18 protein-coding genes and 5 pseudogenes are annotated in these 18,234 nt (G+C 70.2%); 12 read left to right on the top strand and 11 right to left on the bottom strand.

Annotated elements, in window-relative coordinates; all coding sequences use genetic code 11:
- Positions 1-17: 17 nt before the first annotated feature.
- Entirely contained in the window at positions 18-665 is a 648-nt protein-coding gene (locus OG309_RS37625; RefSeq protein ID WP_329427989.1) for a multicopper oxidase domain-containing protein, read from the bottom strand.
- A 275-nt stretch (positions 666-940) separates the two neighbouring features.
- Between OG309_RS37625 and OG309_RS37620 the strand changes: the two genes are divergently transcribed.
- Positions 941-1,996, top strand: coding sequence for a magnesium and cobalt transport protein CorA (locus tag OG309_RS37620; RefSeq protein ID WP_329427987.1), 1,056 nt, complete (start codon positions 941-943; stop codon positions 1,994-1,996).
- A gap of 6 nt (positions 1,997-2,002) precedes the next feature.
- Here the strand turns inward: OG309_RS37620 and OG309_RS37615 are convergent, their stop codons facing one another.
- Positions 2,003-2,488 carry a VOC family protein gene (locus tag OG309_RS37615; RefSeq protein WP_329427985.1) on the bottom strand — a complete coding sequence of 162 codons (486 nt, stop codon included), beginning with the start codon at positions 2,486-2,488 and terminating at the stop codon, positions 2,003-2,005.
- A gap of 226 nt (positions 2,489-2,714) precedes the next feature.
- Complete coding sequence (corA, locus tag OG309_RS37610; RefSeq protein ID WP_329428748.1) at positions 2,715-3,800, bottom strand: magnesium/cobalt transporter CorA; 1,086 nt, start codon at positions 3,798-3,800, stop codon at positions 2,715-2,717.
- Positions 3,801-4,095: 295 nt separating this feature from the next.
- Here corA and OG309_RS37605 point away from each other — a divergent pair, with 295 nt between their 5' ends.
- Positions 4,096-4,620: a hypothetical protein gene (locus OG309_RS37605; protein ID WP_329427983.1), complete on the top strand. Its 525-nt coding sequence runs from the start codon at positions 4,096-4,098 to the stop codon at positions 4,618-4,620.
- A gap of 154 nt (positions 4,621-4,774) precedes the next feature.
- On the opposite strand, the gene OG309_RS37600 is transcribed toward OG309_RS37605, so the two are convergent.
- A complete protein-coding gene (locus tag OG309_RS37600) occupies positions 4,775-5,638 on the bottom strand; it encodes an alpha/beta hydrolase (RefSeq protein ID WP_329427982.1) in 864 nt (287 codons plus the stop codon).
- Positions 5,639-5,928: 290 nt separating this feature from the next.
- Complete coding sequence (locus OG309_RS37595) at positions 5,929-6,450, bottom strand: AAA family ATPase (RefSeq protein ID WP_329427981.1); 522 nt, start codon at positions 6,448-6,450, stop codon at positions 5,929-5,931.
- A gap of 182 nt (positions 6,451-6,632) precedes the next feature.
- Between OG309_RS37595 and OG309_RS37590 the strand changes: the two genes are divergently transcribed.
- Entirely contained in the window at positions 6,633-7,073 is a 441-nt protein-coding gene (locus tag OG309_RS37590; protein WP_329427980.1) for a MarR family winged helix-turn-helix transcriptional regulator, read from the top strand.
- 50 nt (positions 7,074-7,123) lie between these two features.
- A complete protein-coding gene (locus OG309_RS37585) occupies positions 7,124-7,582 on the top strand; it encodes a cupin domain-containing protein (protein ID WP_329427978.1) in 459 nt (152 codons plus the stop codon).
- 177 nt (positions 7,583-7,759) lie between these two features.
- Here OG309_RS37585 and OG309_RS37580 read toward each other — a convergent pair whose 3' ends face one another.
- Entirely contained in the window at positions 7,760-8,215 is a 456-nt protein-coding gene (locus OG309_RS37580) for a hypothetical protein (RefSeq protein ID WP_329427977.1), read from the bottom strand.
- Between the two features lie 66 nt (positions 8,216-8,281).
- On the opposite strand from OG309_RS37580, the gene OG309_RS37575 reads away from it, so the two are divergent.
- Together OG309_RS37575 and OG309_RS37570 are read left to right on the top strand one after the other, a co-directional pair.
- Positions 8,282-8,572: a hypothetical protein gene (locus OG309_RS37575; protein WP_329427976.1), complete on the top strand. Its 291-nt coding sequence runs from the start codon at positions 8,282-8,284 to the stop codon at positions 8,570-8,572.
- Positions 8,526-8,807, top strand: a pseudogene (locus tag OG309_RS37570) (transposase); the annotation flags it as partial. The gene OG309_RS37575 and the pseudogene OG309_RS37570, both read left to right, overlap by 47 nt.
- A gap of 112 nt (positions 8,808-8,919) precedes the next feature.
- On the opposite strand, the gene OG309_RS37565 reads toward OG309_RS37570, so the two are convergent.
- Positions 8,920-10,767, bottom strand: a complete 1,848-nt coding sequence (locus OG309_RS37565) for an N-acetylmuramoyl-L-alanine amidase (protein ID WP_329427974.1) — start codon at positions 10,765-10,767, stop codon at positions 8,920-8,922.
- 530 nt (positions 10,768-11,297) lie between these two features.
- Here OG309_RS37565 and OG309_RS37560 point away from each other — a divergent pair.
- Positions 11,298-11,486 carry a hypothetical protein gene (locus OG309_RS37560; RefSeq protein ID WP_329427972.1) on the top strand — a complete coding sequence of 63 codons (189 nt, stop codon included), beginning with the start codon at positions 11,298-11,300 and terminating at the stop codon, positions 11,484-11,486.
- Between the two features lie 18 nt (positions 11,487-11,504).
- A pseudogene (locus OG309_RS37555) lies at positions 11,505-11,831 on the top strand (NPCBM/NEW2 domain-containing protein); the annotation flags it as partial.
- Between the two features lie 80 nt (positions 11,832-11,911).
- Here OG309_RS37555 and OG309_RS37550 read toward each other — a convergent pair.
- Positions 11,912-12,203 (bottom strand): annotated as a pseudogene (locus OG309_RS37550) (formylglycine-generating enzyme family protein); the annotation flags it as partial.
- 416 nt (positions 12,204-12,619) lie between these two features.
- Entirely contained in the window at positions 12,620-14,335 is a 1,716-nt protein-coding gene (locus OG309_RS37545; protein ID WP_329427970.1) for an RICIN domain-containing protein, read from the bottom strand.
- A 447-nt stretch (positions 14,336-14,782) separates the two neighbouring features.
- Here OG309_RS37545 and OG309_RS37540 point away from each other — a divergent pair, with 447 nt between their 5' ends.
- Positions 14,783-15,169, top strand: a complete 387-nt coding sequence (locus OG309_RS37540) for a hypothetical protein (protein WP_329427969.1) — start codon at positions 14,783-14,785, stop codon at positions 15,167-15,169.
- 222 nt (positions 15,170-15,391) lie between these two features.
- Here the strand turns inward: OG309_RS37540 and OG309_RS37535 are convergent, their stop codons facing one another.
- Positions 15,392-16,309 carry an oxygenase MpaB family protein gene (locus OG309_RS37535; protein ID WP_329427968.1) on the bottom strand — a complete coding sequence of 306 codons (918 nt, stop codon included), beginning with the start codon at positions 16,307-16,309 and terminating at the stop codon, positions 15,392-15,394.
- Between the two features lie 212 nt (positions 16,310-16,521).
- On the opposite strand from OG309_RS37535, the gene OG309_RS37530 reads away from it, so the two are divergent.
- From OG309_RS37530 to OG309_RS37520, 3 genes and pseudogenes are all read left to right on the top strand, one after another.
- Positions 16,522-16,818 (top strand): hypothetical protein, encoded by a 297-nt coding sequence (locus OG309_RS37530; RefSeq protein WP_329428766.1) that lies wholly within the window; start codon positions 16,522-16,524, stop codon positions 16,816-16,818.
- 66 nt (positions 16,819-16,884) lie between these two features.
- Positions 16,885-17,130 (top strand): annotated as a pseudogene (locus tag OG309_RS37525) (PIG-L family deacetylase); the annotation flags it as partial.
- Positions 17,131-17,167: 37 nt separating this feature from the next.
- Positions 17,168-17,263 (top strand): annotated as a pseudogene (locus OG309_RS37520) (IS5/IS1182 family transposase); the annotation flags it as partial.
- Positions 17,264-17,667: 404 nt separating this feature from the next.
- Here the strand turns inward: OG309_RS37520 and OG309_RS37515 are convergent.
- A complete protein-coding gene (locus tag OG309_RS37515; protein WP_329427966.1) occupies positions 17,668-18,135 on the bottom strand; it encodes a hypothetical protein in 468 nt (155 codons plus the stop codon).
- Between the last annotated feature and the right edge of the window lie 99 nt (positions 18,136-18,234).

Genomic DNA, 18,234 nt, shown 5'->3' with positions numbered 1-18,234 from the left:
GGAAGGACCCCGGCCACCTAGCCACCCGAGGTGAAGGCGGGGATCTTGCCGTCCTTGACCTTGAGTTCGTTGATGCACACGACGAGGTCGGCGGCGGCCTTGATCTCGGGGACCTCGTCGACGTCGCCTTCGACGATGCTCATCCCGGCCATGCCGCCGACGATCTGCTCCGCGACGCCTCCGTGCAGGTGCGGGTGGTACCAGTAGGTGCCGGCGGGATGGTCGACCGGCACGTGGACGATCGTCACGTACCGCTGCTCCGGCGCGCCGGCGGTGGCCTCGTCCGTGGTGCGCGGCGCGAACTCGCGCAGGCCGTTGTCGGCGTCCCCGGACGGGGAGACGTGGATCCCCTGCGTGTGCAGATTGAAGCTGTTCGGGTGGTGCGGTGTGTTGTGGCCGCCGGTGTGCGGCGGGTGGGGCGGAAGGCCGTTGATGTGCGTCAGCCGCAGGGTCTGCCCGCCGCACACGCGCAGGGTGGGGCCCGGGATCGCCCCGTTGTAGGTGCGCGTGGTGATCGGGCCGAGGCCCGGCACGGAGATGTCCGTGAACCGGACGTCGAGCGTCTGCTCCAGCACCGGCGACACCGAACCGGGCACCGGCCGCGAGGCCGGGACGGCGGGCTGCGGATAGGGCGTCGGCGCCGCGGCCACACGCCATATGGCCATGATTCCGCCGGGCACCGCCGCGAGACCCGCGACGGGGAGGGCCTTCAGCACGGACCGACGGCTGATGCCGCCATGTTTCCCCATAAGCGAGCAATCTGGATTAAATGGGATATACAGGCCAAGGCGATAGGCCATGGGCGGTGCGGGCCGACGCGAGCGGCCGCTGAGGTCACGTCCCGCGGGATCGGAGGAGCGTCTCCGGCTACGAGGCGTACACGAGCGCTACGACGCGCTACGACAGGCGGCGCGGTGGGCTGGACGCCAGGAGGAAGACCATGATCGTCGACTGCGCACACTACCGGGACGGGCACCGACAGCACGTGGGCCCCATGCCGCTGGAGGAGGCCGCCGCCCGCTGCCGGCAGGGCGGATTCGTCTGGCTCGGCATGTTCGAACCAGGCCCCGAGGAACTGGCCCGGGTACGCGACTGCTTCGGACTGCACGAACTCGCCGTCGAGGACGCCCAGGCCTTCCACCTGCGACCGAAGGCCGAGCAATACGAGGACGGCACGGAGCTGATCATCCTGCGCACCGCGCGCTACGACGACGAGCGCGAGGAGATCGACACCGGCGAGATCAGCGTGTTCCTCGCCGAGCGCTTCGTCATCACCGTCCGCCAGGGCATCGCCAGCGAACTGACCGGCGCCCGCAGCAGACTCGAACACCGCCCCGAGCTGCTACGGACCGGCAGCGCCTCGACGCTGTGGGCGATCCTGGATCAGGTCGTCGACAGCTACGCGCCCGTCGTCACAGAGCTCGAACGGGACATCGAGCAGATCGAGTCCACGGTGTTCTCCGGTACGGTCGCCCCGACCGAGCGGATCTACTCCCTGCGCCGCGAGGCCACCGACTTCTACCGCGCCGTGCACCCGCTGCTCACCGTGCTGGCCCGACGCTTGCCGCCCGGCAGATCACCGACGGAACTCCTGCCGTACTTCCGCGACGTGCACGACCACTTGTTGCTGGTCAACGAGGAGGTCGCCGCCCAACGGGACCTTCTGACCACCGTCCTGGAAGCGAACATCGCGGTGATCTCCGTCGAGCAGAACAAGATCAACCTCAGGCAGAGCGCCACGATGGAGCGGCTGACGATCGTCGCGACCGTGTTCCTCCCGCTGTCCTTCGTCGTCGGCTTCTTCGGGCAGAACTTCGACTGGCTGGTCACCCACATCACCAGCTTCACCGCGTTCCTCACCCTCAGCGTCTGCGGACTGCTGCTGCCCTGCCTGGCGCTGTACGTCTGGCTGCGAAGGCGGCGCCGCCACTCGGCGCCGAAGACGCAGGATGCGAGCGACGGCGTCCCGCGCCTCCCGGCAGCCCCCATCGAGTAGGGCGCTTCAGTCGCCGTCCGGGGCCGACTCCATGGACTGCAGGGCCTCCTTGGCCCGCTTCTCCCTCTCCTCCGGAGGGACGTCCGCCACGTGCGTGGCGAGATTCCAGCGGTGGCCGAAGGGGTCCTCCAACTGCCCGGTGCGGTCGCCGTAGAACTCGTTCTTGACCGGCGACAGCTCCTTCGCGCCACGGGCGAGGGCCTTGGCGAAGACCGCGTCGACGTCCTCGACGTACACGTGCAGTGTGATGGGCGTCCCGCCCACCGTCTTCGGCGAGCGGAAGTTGATCTCCGGGTACTCGTCCGCGAGCATGACGACCGAGTTGCCGAACGCCAGCTCGGCGTGGCCGATCCTGCCGTCGGACGCCGGCATCCTCATCCGCTCGCTCGCGCCGAACACGGAGACGTAGAAGTCGATCGCCGCCGCGGCTCCGTCGACGCAGAGGTACGGCGTGACGCGCGGATATCCTTCGGGAATGGGTTTGACGGTCACCGGACTCCCGCCTTTCCGAACAGTGGCGATCACCGCCGACCGCCGCCGGCGACCACTCATATCCCGAACCCGCGCGACACGCTCCGGCGCCACGCGCCAGCCTCGCGCCGGGTACCCCGAAGGGACGTCACCCTGCCCGCCCTGCACCTGGACACCCGAGGCGCCGACCGACGAGCGGGCGCCCAGGACGGCCGTCTCGCGTCCCTGACACGCCTGGCGCTGGGGGTCAGAGCCAGCCGTTGCGGCGGAAGCCCCGGTGGATGACGAAGCAGGCGACGGCCATGACGCCGAGGACCAGGGGATAGCCGTAGGTCCAGCGCAGCTCGGGCATGTGGTCGAAGTTCATGCCGTAGACGCCGCAGACCATCGTCGGGACCGCGATGATCGCGGCCCAGGCGGTGATCTTGCGCATGTCCTCGTTCTGGGCGACGGTCACCTGCGCGAGATGGGCCTGGAGGATCGAGTCGAGCAGGGTGTCGTACGAGGCGACCTGCTCGGCGACCCGGGCCAGGTGGTCGGCCACGTCACGGAAGTACGCGCGGATCTCGGGCGCGACGATCGTGACCGGCTCCGTGGCGAGCCGCTGGAGGGGCCGGCCCAGCGGAGCCACGGCCCGCTTGAGTTCGAGGAGCTCGCGCTTGAGCTGGTAGATCCGGCCGGCGTCGCCACGGTCGCCCTGCTCGGAGAAGACCGCGGTCTCGATCGCGTCCAGGTCGTCCTGCACCGCGTCGGCGACGGCGAGGTAGTCGTCGACGACATGGTCCGCTATCGCGTGCAGGACGGCGGAGGGCCCCTTGGCGAGCTGTTCCGGCTCCGTCTCCAGGGCCTCGCGGAGCGGGCCGAGGGAGCCGTGGCCCCCGTGGCGGATGGTGATGACGAAGTCGGGTCCGGTGAAGGCCATCAGCTCGCCGGTGTCCACCACCTCGCTCGTGGCGGTGAGCTCGTCGTGCTCCACGTAGCGAACGGTCTTGAAGACGGCGAACAGCACGTCGCCGTACTGCTCCAGCTTCGGCCGTTGATGGGCGTGGACCGCGTCCTCGACCGCCAGCGGATGCAGCCCGAACAACTCGGCAAGCCCCGCGAACTCCTTCTCCTCCGGCTCGTGCAGACCGATCCACACGAAGCCGCCGCCGCCCCTGCGGCGCACGCGCCGCACGGCCTCCTCGACCGACCGGACGCCCTCCTGCCGCACCCCGTCCGCGTAGACCACACAGTTGACGACGGCGCTGCCGAGTGGCGAGCGCGCCGGGTGGCTGAGGTCCACGGCGCGCCGGTACGTCCGGCGGACCGCGCTGCGCAGGCGGTGGATCATCGACACGGGGTGCTCCTTCGGCAGATCGCCGGCCAGTCTGTCAGCGGCGCGTCCCGCCTCGCCAGGCCGGCGACCCAACAGCACCTGACCTGCAACTTTCTGGCCACGCCCCGGCCCACGGAACCCATGACGCCACAGGCGGCGCCATTAATGGCTCGCGATGGCGCCACGCATGCGCCATAATGGCACCACGCATGGCGCACTCTGCGGCCTCGACGGGCCGAGGGGTGCGCGTTTTCACGGGATTCACGGGTCTCACGGGTTTCACGGGATGAGTCACCAAAGGGGGCGGATCATGGAGACAGCACGCGGCCGGCGGCAAGCAGGACCCGGCGCCTTCAGCACCTTCGCCCGCTTCGTGCTCTGCGGCGGCGGGGTGGGGCTCGCCTCCAGCTTTGCCGTGCCGCTCCTCGCCTTCTGGATTCCCTGGATCCTGGCCAACGCCCTGATCACCGTGGTCTCCACGCTCCTCGCCACCGAGATGCACGCCCGCTTCACCTTCGGCGCGGGCGGGCGCGCGACCTGGCGTCAGCATGTGCAGTCCGCCGGAGCCGCGGGGGGAGCGTACGTGGTGACCTGCGTGGCGATACTCGTCCTCCACCAGCTGGTGGCGGAACCCGGTGCGGTGCTCGGGCAGGCCGTCTACCTGTCCGCCTCCGCACTCGCCGGTGTCGCACGGTTCGCGGTGCTGCGCCTCGTCGTCTTCGCGCGGAAGCGCTCGCACGCCGCGGCCACCGTCCGCACCGACCGTCCCGTACACCCGACCGTGACCCACGCCTCGTCCCGGACCGACCCGGCCGAACTCTGCCGCGCCGCCTGACCGCTTCGCCGAGCGGGACGCCGACTACCGCCTCGCCAGTGCGGCGAGCCGCGGGCTGGCCGAGTAAGGATCAGGTCCACCTCGACCGGGCGGGCCCCTCCCCTGGAGAGGACGTCCCCCCGCACCCCGGGCGACCGGGGTGCGGGGGGACGCTTCAGGAGAGGCTCGTCAGCAGCTCCGCGAAGATCCGTGGCCGGCTGAAGTAGCCGACGTGGGAGGTCGCGAGGGTGTGTACGTCGAAGGGGTGGTGCGGGGTCAGTGCGTCCGCCGTGCGGATCATGTGGTCCTGTACCGCCAGGGGGAGGCTCCGGTCGGCGGAGAGCCGGACGTACGTGTGCGGCACCCGCCCCCACGCGTCGGCCTGGACCAACGCCCCCGGCTCCATCGCCGCGTACGTCTCGTCCGGGTCCAGGGAGTCGAGCAGCAGCCGGAACTGGTGGTCGGTCGAGTCGGCCATGACGGCCGCCTTCAGCGCCGCGAACACGTCCGGATCGGCATGGGCGGCCCGCCAGTTCAGCCGGACCACGCCCGGATCGCGTACATCCGGCACCGCGATCCGGGCCACTGCGGCGTCCAGCAGGTTGTCGTCGGCCACGTCCCACGCCTCGGTGAGCATGGCCGGATCGCTGAGGCAGAGCGCGGAGAGGTAGACCACCCGGTCGAGCAGCTCCGGTGCGGCGTTGGCGACGGCGCTGATCGTCAGACCGCCGAGGCTGTTGCCGACCAGGACGATCGGCCCGGGCGCGGCGAGCTTCCGCAGGGTGTCCACCACGTGGCGCACGTTGTCCTTCAACGTGACACCGCGCAGCGCGGAGGGTGCGGCGGCGAGTGCCGTGACGTCCTGGGGTTGCCGGTAGTAGGCGGCAGGGGTGTCCGCGAAGGCGCCGTGACCGGGCAGGTCGACGGCGTGCGACCGGTACCCGAGCAAGGCCAGCTCGTTCTGCAACGGACCCCAGGCCTGAGCGTTACTAGAGCCGCCGTGAACGCATACGAAAGTGGTGCGCGAGTCTGCGCGCATGGTGAAGATCCTCGTCATCCAGAGGTGAACGGTGGACGTGGGACCCGGTGTCGGCGACGGCCGACACCACGGTCAGTGCGTCGACCGGGTGCGCAGGGCCTGCCAGTTGTGGATGACGGAACACATACGAACGACCGTAACGGCGGACTCCGCACCGCGCACGGCAATTTATCGGCCCGGTGTCCACCGAGCCGTGGCCACCAGGTACGGCACCGGCGGTCCGCTACGAGGCCACCATCCTCGTAGCGGCCCTCCAAGAGGGGCCGTGACGGGCGTTCTCCACACGTCGTCTACAACAGGGGCGGATCGAACAGGTCCAGCTCGGCCTGCGTAGGGGCCTCGAACCGGCTCTGGCACTCCCTGAGCAGCTCGGCCGTCAGCACGACCGAGCCCGGCTCCTGGTTCCGGAGGGCGATGCGCCGCTCCAGTTCCGCCATCGGCACGTCGAGGTAACGCAGTTCGACCTCGGCCCCGAGTGCGCGTGCCCGGAGCCGCATCTCGTCGCGTTCCGAACGCTGCCAGAACCCGTTCTCCAGGATCACAACGGCTCCAGAGGCCAGCAGACCCACCGCGCGCTGCCACAGGAGACGCTCGACGCGGTCCCGAGCCTCACCGTCGAAGAGATCGAAGCCCAGCTCCACAAGCCACTCGTCCGGACACAGGCGCACAGCGGAGAGTTCCCGCTCCACCTTCCTGGCCACCGTGGTCTTCCCAGCACCGGGAAGGCCGCACAGGAGTATCAGTCTTGATCGCCGGCCGTCCATGATCACCTGCCCTTCATCGAGCCTTCGAGGAGCCTTCGAGGAGATCATCGCTCCTGCGAAGCTGGCGGCGAAGCGAGTTTCAAGGGCCCGGCGAGGAGGCCGCACCCCGGTCCGCGATCGCCGTCCCCGGCGACTATAGTGAAACCAATTGTTCACTGGTTAACGATTGGTTGGGTGTGCTTCCTTCCGTAGAGGACATGCGGGCGCGGTGGATGTCGCAGCATCCGGGCATGGACACCTCCCCGATGGAGGTGATCGCGCTGATCCGGCGGGTGCACCTGCTGCATGAGCGGGCGTTGCGTCCGCTGCACGAGGCGGCGCCGGTGACGGCGCCGGAGCTGGATCTGCTCATCCCCTTGCGGCACGCGTCCGGGCCGGTCATCGCCCGCCGATTGGCCGCGCATCTGGGGATCTCCCGGGTGGCGGTGAGCAAGAGCCTGGCCCGCCTGGAGGAGCGCGGCTACATCCGGCGCACTCCCAGCGCGGCGGACCGCAGGTCGGTGGAGGTCGTCATCACCGAGGCGGGCGAGCAGGCCATCGACACGCTCTTCCCCCGGCTACTGGAGCGCGAGGCCGAGCTGCTGGCCGGCCTTGGCGAAGACCGTGAGCAGGTCGTGGCCGCCCTGACGCGACTGGCCGACGTCCTGCAGGCCGCCGACCCCGACCGATGAACCACCACCCGGCACACACATCTCCCTGACACCGAGAGACGGGAACCGTCATGTCGCACGAGCGATTCATCAAGCTGCTGCCCGGCGAGCGCAGGCCCGGCCGCGTGGCCCTGCCCCCGCCCTTCCAGGTCAAGGCGCGCACCGAGGACACCGAAGGCCGCCTGTCGCTGCTGGAGGTCACCCTGGTCCGCGACATTCCACGGCACACCCATCACCGGGCGGACGAGATGATCTACGTCCTGGAGGGCGAGCTCGGCGTGCACTTCGACGGCGAAGACCTCACCGTCCCCGCCGGGTCATTCGTCCTTCTGCCCAAGGGAGTTCCGCACGCGCTCAGCCGTGTCACCGACATACCGCCCCGCGTCCTGCAGGTCTCCTCACCCGGTGGCTGGGAGTGCTACCTGGAAGACCTCACCGAAGCAGGCCCCGCCACCGGCCCCGACGGCTCCTTCACCCCTGCCGCACTCAACCTCATCGCCGCTCCCCACGGCATTCGGTACGAGGAGTGACACACGGCGCCTTCGGGGGGATCAAGCCGCACGCGGCCCGGAGGGCACGGCCCGGGCCCGGCGGAGAGCCGGGCCCGGACCATGGCGGGATCCGGTGTCGTCAGCTGACGCCGATCTCGCCGAGCTGCAGGTAGTGGTCGCCGAACTGGTCGGCACCCAGCCTGGTGCCGGTGATCTTCACGTAGCGGGCCTTGGTATGCGCGAACGAGAAGGTCCGGGCGGCGGCGCCGGGCCTCGCGTAGCCGTGCTCGTCGGCGACGGTGCGGCGGTGCGCTTCCAGCCCGAGCCCTCGATCGAACTCGACGTGCTCACCGGCCGGTTGGCGGCCAGTTCCTCGCCGGCGGCCTCGATCTCGGCCAGTTGGAGGTGGAAGTTGCCGCGCGGGTCCTGGCGCAGCTTCGTCCCGGTGACCCTGACGTAGCGCACGTCGGTCGGCGCGAACGGGAAGGACTGCGCGGAGGCGTTCGGCCGCGGGTAGCCGTGCTCGGCGGCGACCCGTGCAGGGAGGCAGCCGATGCGCAGCCCGCCCAGCCGGTACAGCCCGATCGACGAGCTGTACCGCGGCCTCGAGACCGACGACGGCGAGGCTGCCGTCGCGGTGATCTTGAAGGTGCGTGGGGAGACCTGCGACATCGACTGCCTGTACTGCTACGAGAAGCGCAAGGAGGCTCCGGGAGGAGCGCGGATCGACGCCGGGCCGTGCGCCGGCTCGTCGCGATCTTCCCGGGCCGCCGGCTCGCGATCGAGCTGCACGGCGGCGAGCCGCTGACCGCGGGCCGCGAGTACATCGCCGAGATCCTGCGCGACCTTGCTGCCCAGCCGACGGTGGTCCGCGTCTCGATGCGGACGAACGGCGTTCTGCTGGACGGCGCGTGGCTGGACCTCTTCGAGTCCGAGTACCCGGGGCTGCAGACTGGTGTGTCTCTGGACGGGGACGCGAAGGGTCCCGTCCGTGGCCGGCCTGGTCGGCCGGCCACGGCGACGCCCTGACCTGCTGCTGGGCGACCGTGGCTACGCCCACGACACGTACCGCCGACTGGTCTGGGCCCAGGGCATCAAACCGGTCATCGCCCGCGGTGGCGTCCCGCACGGCTCCGGCCTCGGAGTGCACCGGTGGGTCGTCGAGCGGACGATCGCCTGGCTGCACGGCTTTCGGCGCCTACGCATCCGCTGGGAACGACGCGACGACATCCACGAAGCCTTTCTCGGCCTCGCCACCTGCCTCCCTCCGTGCGTGGTGCGGAGTCTCGACACCCCCACCGCGCCGGAGGTCTTCGCCATGGTCAAGACCCGGCGCCGTCACAGCGCTCGTGATCAAGACAGCCGGCCCAGGGCCGTCATCCTGTCTCCGCGGTGTTCACCGTAGCCAGGCGCCGGTTGTACTGGATCACGTCGTACCTCTGGCCGCCGGTGACCACGACCTCCGGGCGCGTGGGTGTGGCGGGGAAGAAGTCGTCGGCGCCGAGCGGTGTGCGAGTGGCCACGTAGCTCTGCCCCGGGGGAAACCCGTACATGTCGAACCGCGTCTGTGCCGACGCCGGCAGCCCCCGGGGGTACTCGTCCGTTCGAGGGTAGGCCGTCGTGTAGACCGAGACCTTCGCCCCGCTCGCGGGACGGACGATCCGCGCGTTCGGGGCGGGGCGGGTGTTCACCCCCGCGGGGTTGTGGATCCATCCCTTCTGCCCACCGAACCAGATGGCCGTCCAGTCCCCTCGCATGTCGGCGACGACGAACTCCTGCCCCCACACCACGGTGGACCCCCAGTCGTCGATGCGGTCGCTTCCCGCCGACCCGTCCGGGCGGAGGGCGAGGTCGGAGACGAGCGGAGCGTCGGCGCGGGGCTCCGTATGCACGTAGAGAAGGTTCGAAGGCTGTGTCCAGGACCGGCACGTCGGGGAACACACGGTCACCGTCTGCGCGTTCTTGCCGAACGTCGGGGCGATCATGACCGCCTGTCCGACGCCGACGTTCCTGCCCTGCTCCCCTCCCCCGGCCTCGCGCTCGTGACGCTGATCGGCGTCGAGGAGAGCCATGAATCTCTCCCAGTCCCAGTACGGGCCGGGGTCCCAGTGCGCGTCCGGCGCGCGGGCAGGCCTGGGCGGAAGGACGTTGTCGTGGCCGATGATGTGCCGGCGGTCCAGCGGCACGTCGAAGCGTCGTGCCAGGTAGGCCACCAGCGCGGCAGTCGCCTTGTACTGGGCCGGAGTGAACCAGGTGGGCCCCTGGGCGGCGTACCCCTCCATCTCGATGCCGATGCCGTGCAGGTTCATCCAGTAGTTCCCGGCATGGAAAGCGATGTCCTTGGTGGCGACCATCTGCGTTGCCGCACTGCCGTCGGCCTTCATCACGTAATGCGCGGAAACCCCGCTGACGGGGTCCTGGAACCAGCTGATCCCCCCGTCGTAGGACCCTTCGAGGTCATGGATGACGATGAAGTCGACGTCCATGCCGTTCGAGTCCCGTGTGGAGACCTGGTAGTTCGAGGCGGCAGCGGGCACGAACCGGCATTTCAGCTCGGCGGGGCACTCCGGCACCGCTGCCGCGGCCGACGTCCGCAGCCCCAGGGACGCGAGCTGCGACCTCGCCGGACGGGCGGACGGCGACTTCGTCAAGGAAATCCTCTGGCCGTCCTTGCGCACCTTCTGCTTGCCGGAGCGGATCACTGCGAACACGCCATCGGCGAACCGTTCCGCATCCGCGGTGTCGGCGGCCTGGCTGTAGCGCGCCACGGCCCCGTACCAGCTGCCGGGGTCGGGTGACATCTCGCTGGTGACCTGACGTTGGTACGAGGCGAGCAGAGCGGCGCCGCCTCGAAGGTTCTGCAGCTCGTCCCGCTTGAGAGTCGAGGACGAGACGCCGATCATCGCGGCGGCAGCCTGCAACGTGTGCTCGGACGGGTCGTCGGTGCCCGTGGCGTCTACGGGCCCCTCGCCTGGGCGATGGTCGTACGTTCCCCCGGACGTCGTGTCCGTCAGGTGCATGGGCCCATAGCCGCCCTTGGTGCTGGGGCGGCCGTCGTTGGCCTCCCACCACGAGGACTCGTAGCTGACGCCGAGGAGTACTTCCTTCGGCACACCGAACTCTGCCGCCGCCTGCTCGGCCGCCCGCTCGAAGCCGCCGGGTGCGGCATCGGAGGGCTGGGCGTTCCCAGCGGTGGCGCATCCCCAGATGAGGGCTACCGCCACTCCAGCAGCGCTGTACCTCAGGCGGTCGTGACGCCCGTGTCTTCTGGTCACACCATGTCCATTTCGCTGGGGCGGTCGTGGTTCGGTCCAGGGCCGACGCTGCGGCCGTCACAGCGAAATGGAGGGAGGCCGCCTGGTCCCCCCGACACGCCCAACGCACACAGCCCCGTCACCGCACCGGAGCAGCGACCCCACGCCCAGGCGCTGCGCGCCCGTCACCACTGGAAGGACTCGCGCCGCCATGAGTGGGGCCCACCGCCTCGGCCGGGTGCGATCGGGCTGCCGCGAAAAGACGAACCGCGTCGGCCGCCCCGATCACCCCGAACTCCCGTGGTACGCGGCTACCTGGAGGAGCCGGGACGGTCCGAGCCTCGGGGACGTCCCGCAAGGGCGAGTTGGTGCGGTATTGCCACGCGATGGAGTCAGGCCTGCGTGGATGATCGGCCGGCGCCGTCCCCGGACCGGATCGACCGGCATGAGCGTCTCGATGAGGGTTGCTCACCATTCCTTAGGCGTAGGCGGTGGTGTTCGTGGCTCCTGGGGAGGTACCTCTGAAGACCGCTGGGAAGAAGTGGTGCACCGTCCATCCCGCCGCCCGCAGCGCCGTCATGCTCCAAAGCGTCGGCACGGGCCGCTGCCTCTGCCAGCAGGACAACGGCTGCTACCGCACTGCGAGCTGTGACCGAGGCGCCCAGAACCAGCGCTTCACCATCGGCTGATCGGATCTCTCCTTCGGCGGTACGGCGTACCCCAAGGGCCTGGGTGTCCACGTGCCCAGCGACATCGCCTACCACCTCGGCGCTGCTGCCGTCCGGTTCACCTCTCTGGTCGGCATCGACGACTCCTCCGCCAAGCGGAGCAGCAACGGTGCCATCCGCGCCAAGGTCCACGGCGACGACCGCCTGCTGCTGTCCACCCCCACGCTGACCGCGGCCACTGGCCCGGTCCGTGTCGACCTGGACGTCAGCGGGGTGCGCGTCCTGCGCCTCGTGGTCGAGGACGCCGACAAGCGCACGTCCGTCGACCACACCTCCTGGGCCCTGGCCCACGTCACGGTGGAGTGAACCTTCCGGCCCACAGGCCGGAGAGGCCGTTCCGGAGCGTCGCTCCCGGGACGGCCTCTCCCAGCATGTGCCGGACGGGATCACGCGGGGTGGGCGGCCACCCGGAACCCGATGTTGCCGGTCGAACTGTCGGGCGTGTTGGAGCTGCGCGCGGCACCCGGTAACGGTTGCAGTAGGGGTCGTGCCACAGGTACGAACCGCCTCGCATCACCCGTGAGATCTCCTCACCCGGTGTGAACCAGTCCGCGCACCACTCCCAGACGTTGCCGACGGTGTTGTAGAGCCCGAAGCGTTGGGTCAGAAGGACCTCACCGGGGCGGTGCCCGCGTAGCCGTCGGCGGCGGTGTTCGGCACCGGGAAATCGCCCTGCCAGTGCCGGTCTTCTCCCGGAGGAGCTGGCCGACGCGGCGCAGGAGGGCGATCAGGAGGAGGGCGGCGGTGGCCGCGAGGCCGATGGTCTGGCCGGTCCAGACGCCCTGGACGCCCCAGTCGGCGGTGACGCCGAGCGGGTAGCCCGCGGGCAGACCGACCAGCCAGTAGCCGACGAGGGAGATCCGGAAGGGGCCGGTGGTGTCGCCGATACTAGGTGGCGCAACGGGCGTTTTCAGACGCTTCGGGGCGACCGGCGGAGGAACCCGTACGGGCCTCGTCCCGCCTCCTCTCAGCCTGCGCGTCCTATCCCGTGAGCACGCCAGGGCCGGCCCCGGAGCGGGGCCGGCCCCTCGTCGGTGTCTGGGCAGCGGGTGCGGGTGGGTGGGTGGGTGGGTGTGGAAGCCCCCGGTGCGGGGCTAGAAACCCTTGACCACCCAGTCCTGGACGTCAGGGGTGGGGCTGCCCTGGGTCCACAGGGTCAGCCAGACGCCGTTGCCGAAGGAGTTGCCCTTCGGCGTGATGGCCTTGCCGTAGGCGTTCACTGCGCTGCCGTCGGCCGATGGGGCGAACCGCTGGACGTCGCTCGAGGGGTTGCACGTCCACAGGGTCAGGAGCGCGCCGTCGGTGTTCGCGCCGTTCGCCTCGGGGGTGATGCACTTGCCGCTCGTCTTGTGGACGATCAGGCCGTTCTCGTACTTCCAGCGTTGGGCGTCCGATCCCGTGCAGGTCCACACCGTGATCGGCGTGCCGTTGGCGGTGCCGTTGCCCTGGGGTGTCGCGCAGACGGAGCCGGCCTGGTGGAAGTTGGTGAGCCAGCTCCAGCCGTCGACGGGCTTGCCGGCGTCGGGCTCGATGTTGAACACGACCCTGCGCGGTCCGCTGGAGTCCACGAGCGCCTCGTTGGCGCCCCAGAGCCGCTTGGCGAGGGGGTCCCAGGAGAGGCCCTGGGTCAACTGTGGGGCCTGGGTGAGGACGTGGGGCGCTTCGCCGGGCTTGGCCACGTGGATGCAGGAGTAGAGATCGGTGCCGCCCGGCCAGTACGTCGGGCAGGTGCCGCTCATGTAGTAGTTGGTGCCGTCCGTGGCCGTGCCCTGGATGCCCCAGACGGGCGAGGAGTAGCCCGTGGGCTCGGAAGCCACCGTGGTGGGCAGGCCGGTGCCGAGGGCCGACAGGGGCCAGCGGACGATGCGGGCGCCCGCGCCGCCGCGGTTCTCCACCGAGACAAGGGCCGGCGTCGCGCCGGAGCGGTCGACGCTGAGGCTGCTCAGGCACAGCTCGTTGTTGACGCTCGGACCGCAGGCGCGGGGGCTGTTGTTGAGCCAGGCGGTGGAGACGTTGTCGACCGCGGCCGTGCTGATGGTGCTGTAGCGGGCGACGAGCGGCATCGCCCAGAGGTGGAACCGGGCGGAGGACTTGCCCGCATTCAGGCCGGTGAGGGCGCTCGTGGTGTCGTTCATGCGCCACATGCGCGTCAGGTCGAAGACCTGGAGTTCCGCGCCGTTGGCGACGAACAGCCGGTTGCCGTACCAGGCGACGCCGTCCGAGTGCGAGGTGTACGCGAGGGGTTTGAAGTTGCCGTTGACCGGCTCGACGAGCGCGATGTGCCCGTACTTGACCTGGCCGCCGGTCGACTCCGTGATCGTGACCCGCGCATAGTCCTCGACGGTCTCCGGGTTCCGGCCGGCGACCCACGTGCCGTGGTACCAGGCGGTGGCGGTGAGGGAGCGCCCCGCGTACAGCCCGTCGTCGGTGGCGGCATGCGAACCCGCGAAGCCCTGCGGCATCCAGCCGCCGCCACTGTCGGCGTAGTTGGACCGGTCGTCCTCGTCGTCCCAACAGAAGCCGTCGGGCTTGAGGGCGCCGTTCAGTCCGGTGGCGTGGCACAGCCCCGGACGTCCGGTGCGGGTGCCCAGGACGTCGGTGACGGACGCCTTGGCGACGCCGGCGGCCTCGGCGGAGTCGATGAGGCCCGTCTTGTCCCCGTCGACGCGGGTGAGCTTGAAGTTCGCGGTGAACGGGTCCAGACCCGACGCAGCCTGGGCGGGCTGGGTGGGAAGCAGGACCGAGGCGGCTACGGCCGCGCCGAGTGCGAACTGGACGAGGCGATTTCTTCGCCCGAGCATGGGGTTCATTCGGGCAGGCTAAGCGCCCCCATCCGCCCATGATCATCTTATTCACCGGGCCTTCACGCAGGTCACAGGGTCTGCCCAGGCGTCGCGTTGGTCGTCCGGCAGTACATCCAAGGGGTGGGCGCGGTCGTTGGCGGATCGACCATTCGGCGGCGGAGTTCCGTGTCCCTGTGCAGCAGAAGGGCTCGAGGCCTCCCGATCGGGCTCGCATGGCGCAGGGTGCGAACGCCGCTCCCCGCCAGTCGGCGCCGGCACCTGTGTGAAGGGCCTGCGCGAGGCACAGGCCAGCAACAAGGGCATCTCGACGTCGCTCGTCGCCCGGTCAGTCGACGCAGTAGCGAAGCCGCGCAAGAGTGGGAGATGTCCGGTAGCGGCTCTGCAAGGCGAGCACAGCCGTACAGCAGGGTCGTCCATGGCGAGGTCGAGTGCCTGCACGAGGACACCGATGCGATGCGCCGCCTCGCCGGGTCGTGCCATCCGCTCATCCGCCGAAGCGTGGCCCGTGCGCGGCATCTTCCACCGGACGTCGTGAAACGTCTGGCACGGGACGAGGACCGCACAGTCCGCCTGTTTCTCGCCGAATCGTGCGATGACGCACCGCCCGAGATGCTGCTGGAAGTCTGGAGCTGGTGGGACGGCAGCTTCAGCCACCCCGACCGCCCCCGCAGCCACCCCAAGTTCCCCCGCACAGGCCTGCTGCGCTACGCGGGCGACCCCGCTGGCCGGATGCGGCGCCTGGCCCGGGACGATCCAGCAAGTACGCCGGCCGACGTCGCTCGTCTCTCGCGTGACCCAGATGCCGAGGTACGTCGCCGCGCGCCGAGGACCCCCGACTGACGCCGGCCGAAGCCGTGCGGCTGCTGAACGACCCGGTGGACCACGTCCGAGCGGCCGCGATACGCAACGTGCGGCTGCCAGCCCGCGTCCTGGCCGATCTGCTGCACGACCGCGACACCGCACCCACGGCGGTCACCAACCCGGCGATCCCTGTCCCCGTCCTGCAGCGCGTCCTGACCGCGCCACGGCCGCGATGCCGGCCCAACGCTGAACACGGCCCCATCACTCCACGCCGGACGGGGGAGGTCGGTGCATGGCCCAGCGGATGGCGGCGGTCACCGCGACGCCGGCGGGAGTCGCGCACCAGCGCTCCGTCCGCGGTAGCAACGGAAGATCCAAAGGGGCGCGGGCCCAGTCAGGGAGCTGGGCTACCGCGGCCGCCGCCAACATCGCGTACGGCAGCCGCGCCGGCCACGGCAGCGGTGGGCTGAGCAAGATGAAGCGGGCCGCGGCACGGGCCGCGTCGGTACCTCGCAGCTCCGGCCGAAAGGCGTCGATCCGCTCCGCCAGTTCGTCCGCTGTGCGCGGCGGACGGACCACGCCCAGAGCGTGCCCGACGCGGGCCGCAGAGGCGACGTACCCGTCGCACTCGCCGGCCTCCAGAGGCCGGGCACCGAATCGCTGGTGGGCTCGCAGGAAGCTGTCGACCTCAGCGACGTGCACCCACTCGAGCAGGTGCGGATCGTCGGCGCGGTACGGCTCACCGTCGGGGGTACGGCCGCTGATGCGCGCGTGTACCGCCCGTACGCCGTCCACCGCGAGCTGCGCGTCCTCGGCCGTCCCGTAGGTGGTGAACGCCAGAAAGGTACTGGTCCGCTGCAGACGCCCCCAGGGGTCTCCCCGGTATCCGGAATGGGCCTCCACGGCGGCCATCGCCCGCGGGTGCAGCGACTGCAGGAGGAGCGCGCTCAGCCCGCCGACGAACATCGACGCGTCACCGTGGACGCGCCGGATCGGGTCCTCGGCGGCGAACCATCTCGGGCCGGGCGTCTCGTGGATCCTGGCCCGGTTCTCCGCACCGGACGGTCCCGCGACACGGCTGAAGAGGGCATCCCCGAGGCGATCACGCGCTCGCGGCCCACCGACCGACGCCGTCCGGGGCGGCACCAGTCGGCCCAAGCCTCCCAACCGTTTCACCATTCGATTGTCCCTCTGGCACCACGCACCGCGAAAAGCACGGCCAGTGCCGTTCCTCGCGCACGGCCCCGCCCAGCCAGGATGCCGTCGATCACCAGCAGGGGGCAGGATCACTGCTCCAGGAGCTTCTCGGAGCGGGCACCGGCTAGGTCCGGGTCGGTGAGGGTCTCCGCCGGGTGCCGTCGTGGGCGAAGCCCAGGATCCACGAGTCGAAGATGAGACGTTCTTCTCTCGCGATCGGCCGCGACGCACCCGCGATCATCGGCGACGCATCCCTCGCCTACCTGACCCACCTGCAAACCAAGAACGGCGGCCGCCCGCAGGACAAGGAATGGGAGTGGACCGTCCACGGCCTTGGCAAGCAGGGCTCCCACCTCGCCGATCAGCTGGCGGCCACGGTCCGGGCGTGGGATCGCCACGTGCGCGCCGATGACACCGAGCAGCACGCCGGCCGATCCTGTACTCACGGTCTACCCGGCCGGCACGCCCGATGGCCTCCTGCCCGCCGGTGATGTCCTGGGCAAGGGCCTGTGCCGTCTGGTGTTCCGCTGGCCGGGGCGTGACGTGCCGCGACCGCGGCACGCCTCGTCGACGCGCCCCTCGACGAGGCCGTCGGCCGCCTGGTCGCACACATCCGCGAAGTCCGGCCCGACCTCGTCATCGGCCACGACGCCCTCGGCCAGCTCACCGGGCACCCGGACCACCGCCGCGCCCACCAGATCAGCCTCCTCGCCGCCCAAGCCGCAGGCCTGCCGGGCCTGTATCCCGACGCCGGAGAGCCCTGGCAGCCGGACGCCCTGTACTCCGCCATCCACCCGGAATCCCGGACCTCATGTCCTTGGGCAACGCCCGCCGGGCCCTGTCCCACTCGCTGCCACGCTGACCGGCGGGAACCGCAACGACGTCGCCCAGCTCATCCCGCTCTTGGAAGCGGTGCCGCCCGTGCGGGGCAAGCGCCGGCAACGCCTGTCACAGCTGGCCCGGGCCCTCGCCCTCACGCAGTAGCCGTTCCCGGACCGAAGGAGCTCGGTCAAGGAGCCGCCTGACCTGCATCCCCTCCTCACGTGAGGTCACCTTTGAGAGCCGGGTGAAGTCGTCGGGAATCACATCCAGCAGGCTCAGCACACGGCCTCCCACGCGTCGCGCACTCGATCGAAAAGCGAACGCTTTTGCCAATCCTGGGCCTGGAATGGGCGGTCTCTGAGGCGCGCGCCCGCGCTTCCATCCGGCGCACTCCGCCCGAACCCGCCCAACGCCCGCACGGCCACGCGGTAGGTGCCACCAGGCGCGGCTTCAGGTGGCGAGCGAGCGCTTGAGCTGTCGCTCAGGCACATCGGATGGGTGGCGAACCAGCACACTCCTCATCCACCGCTTCCGGTCTCGGGACCTCCTACGGCGACGCGCTGCACGACGTCGTCGAGCTGGCCCGCGACGATCATCCTTCTGCGTTCCAACAGGTCCCTGTAGACGGGCAGCGGAACGGGTTCACCACTGGACGCTGCCTGCGTCAGCACGAAACGTGCTTCGACCTCCAGGGCAAGGTAGGCCCTTCGACGTGCGTGTGCCGCCTGCTGATGCACCTCCGGTTTCAGAAATGCGATCGCAGCGCTCAGTCCTGCACTCACAAGCGCCAGCACAGCCGCCGGGACACGGGCATCTGCTGAAGCCAGCCCGGCTGCCCCCGAGACACCAGCCAGCACAGCGGCCGGCAGCCCGAGCGTGGCATGGGCGAGACGCCAGAACTGCCGACGTGCACGGCTCTTCCGTGACTCTTCAGCGCACTCAGCCTGAAGGTCGGCCACCTGACTTCCTACGACATCGTCTGCCATGAAGGAAGCCTGCCCACCCACAACCCTGGTCTAGACGGGGTACGGCACAACGGAAGGTCAGGAGCACCTGTTCTCAGGGGCCGCCGAGCGCGGACGGCC

Source organism: Streptomyces sp. NBC_01268 (assembly GCF_036240795.1).
GTDB lineage: Bacteria > Actinomycetota > Actinomycetes > Streptomycetales > Streptomycetaceae > Streptomyces.
This window is presented reverse-complemented; position numbering and strand designations above follow the sequence as displayed.

Excerpts from the sequence above, each read along its gene's own strand:
- OG309_RS37625 (WP_329427989.1), bottom strand. The coding sequence starts at position 665 with ATGGCCATATGGCGTGTGGCCGCGGCGCCGACGCCCTATCCGCAGCCC.
- OG309_RS37620 (WP_329427987.1), top strand. The coding sequence starts at position 941 with ATGATCGTCGACTGCGCACACTACCGGGACGGGCACCGACAGCACGTG.
- corA (WP_329428748.1), bottom strand. The coding sequence starts at position 3,800 with ATGATCCACCGCCTGCGCAGCGCGGTCCGCCGGACGTACCGGCGCGCC.
- OG309_RS37605 (WP_329427983.1), top strand. The coding sequence starts at position 4,096 with ATGGAGACAGCACGCGGCCGGCGGCAAGCAGGACCCGGCGCCTTCAGC.
- OG309_RS37600 (WP_329427982.1), bottom strand. The coding sequence starts at position 5,638 with ATGCGCGCAGACTCGCGCACCACTTTCGTATGCGTTCACGGCGGCTCT.
- OG309_RS37595 (WP_329427981.1), bottom strand. The coding sequence starts at position 6,450 with ATGATCTCCTCGAAGGCTCCTCGAAGGCTCGATGAAGGGCAGGTGATC.
- OG309_RS37590 (WP_329427980.1), top strand. The coding sequence starts at position 6,633 with ATGGACACCTCCCCGATGGAGGTGATCGCGCTGATCCGGCGGGTGCAC.
- OG309_RS37585 (WP_329427978.1), top strand. The coding sequence starts at position 7,124 with ATGTCGCACGAGCGATTCATCAAGCTGCTGCCCGGCGAGCGCAGGCCC.
- OG309_RS37580 (WP_329427977.1), bottom strand. The coding sequence starts at position 8,215 with ATGTCGCAGGTCTCCCCACGCACCTTCAAGATCACCGCGACGGCAGCC.
- OG309_RS37545 (WP_329427970.1), bottom strand. The coding sequence starts at position 14,335 with ATGAACCCCATGCTCGGGCGAAGAAATCGCCTCGTCCAGTTCGCACTC.
- OG309_RS37540 (WP_329427969.1), top strand. The coding sequence starts at position 14,783 with ATGCGCCGCCTCGCCGGGTCGTGCCATCCGCTCATCCGCCGAAGCGTG.
- OG309_RS37535 (WP_329427968.1), bottom strand. The coding sequence starts at position 16,309 with ATGGTGAAACGGTTGGGAGGCTTGGGCCGACTGGTGCCGCCCCGGACG.
- OG309_RS37530 (WP_329428766.1), top strand. The coding sequence starts at position 16,522 with ATGAGACGTTCTTCTCTCGCGATCGGCCGCGACGCACCCGCGATCATC.
- OG309_RS37515 (WP_329427966.1), bottom strand. The coding sequence starts at position 18,135 with ATGGCAGACGATGTCGTAGGAAGTCAGGTGGCCGACCTTCAGGCTGAG.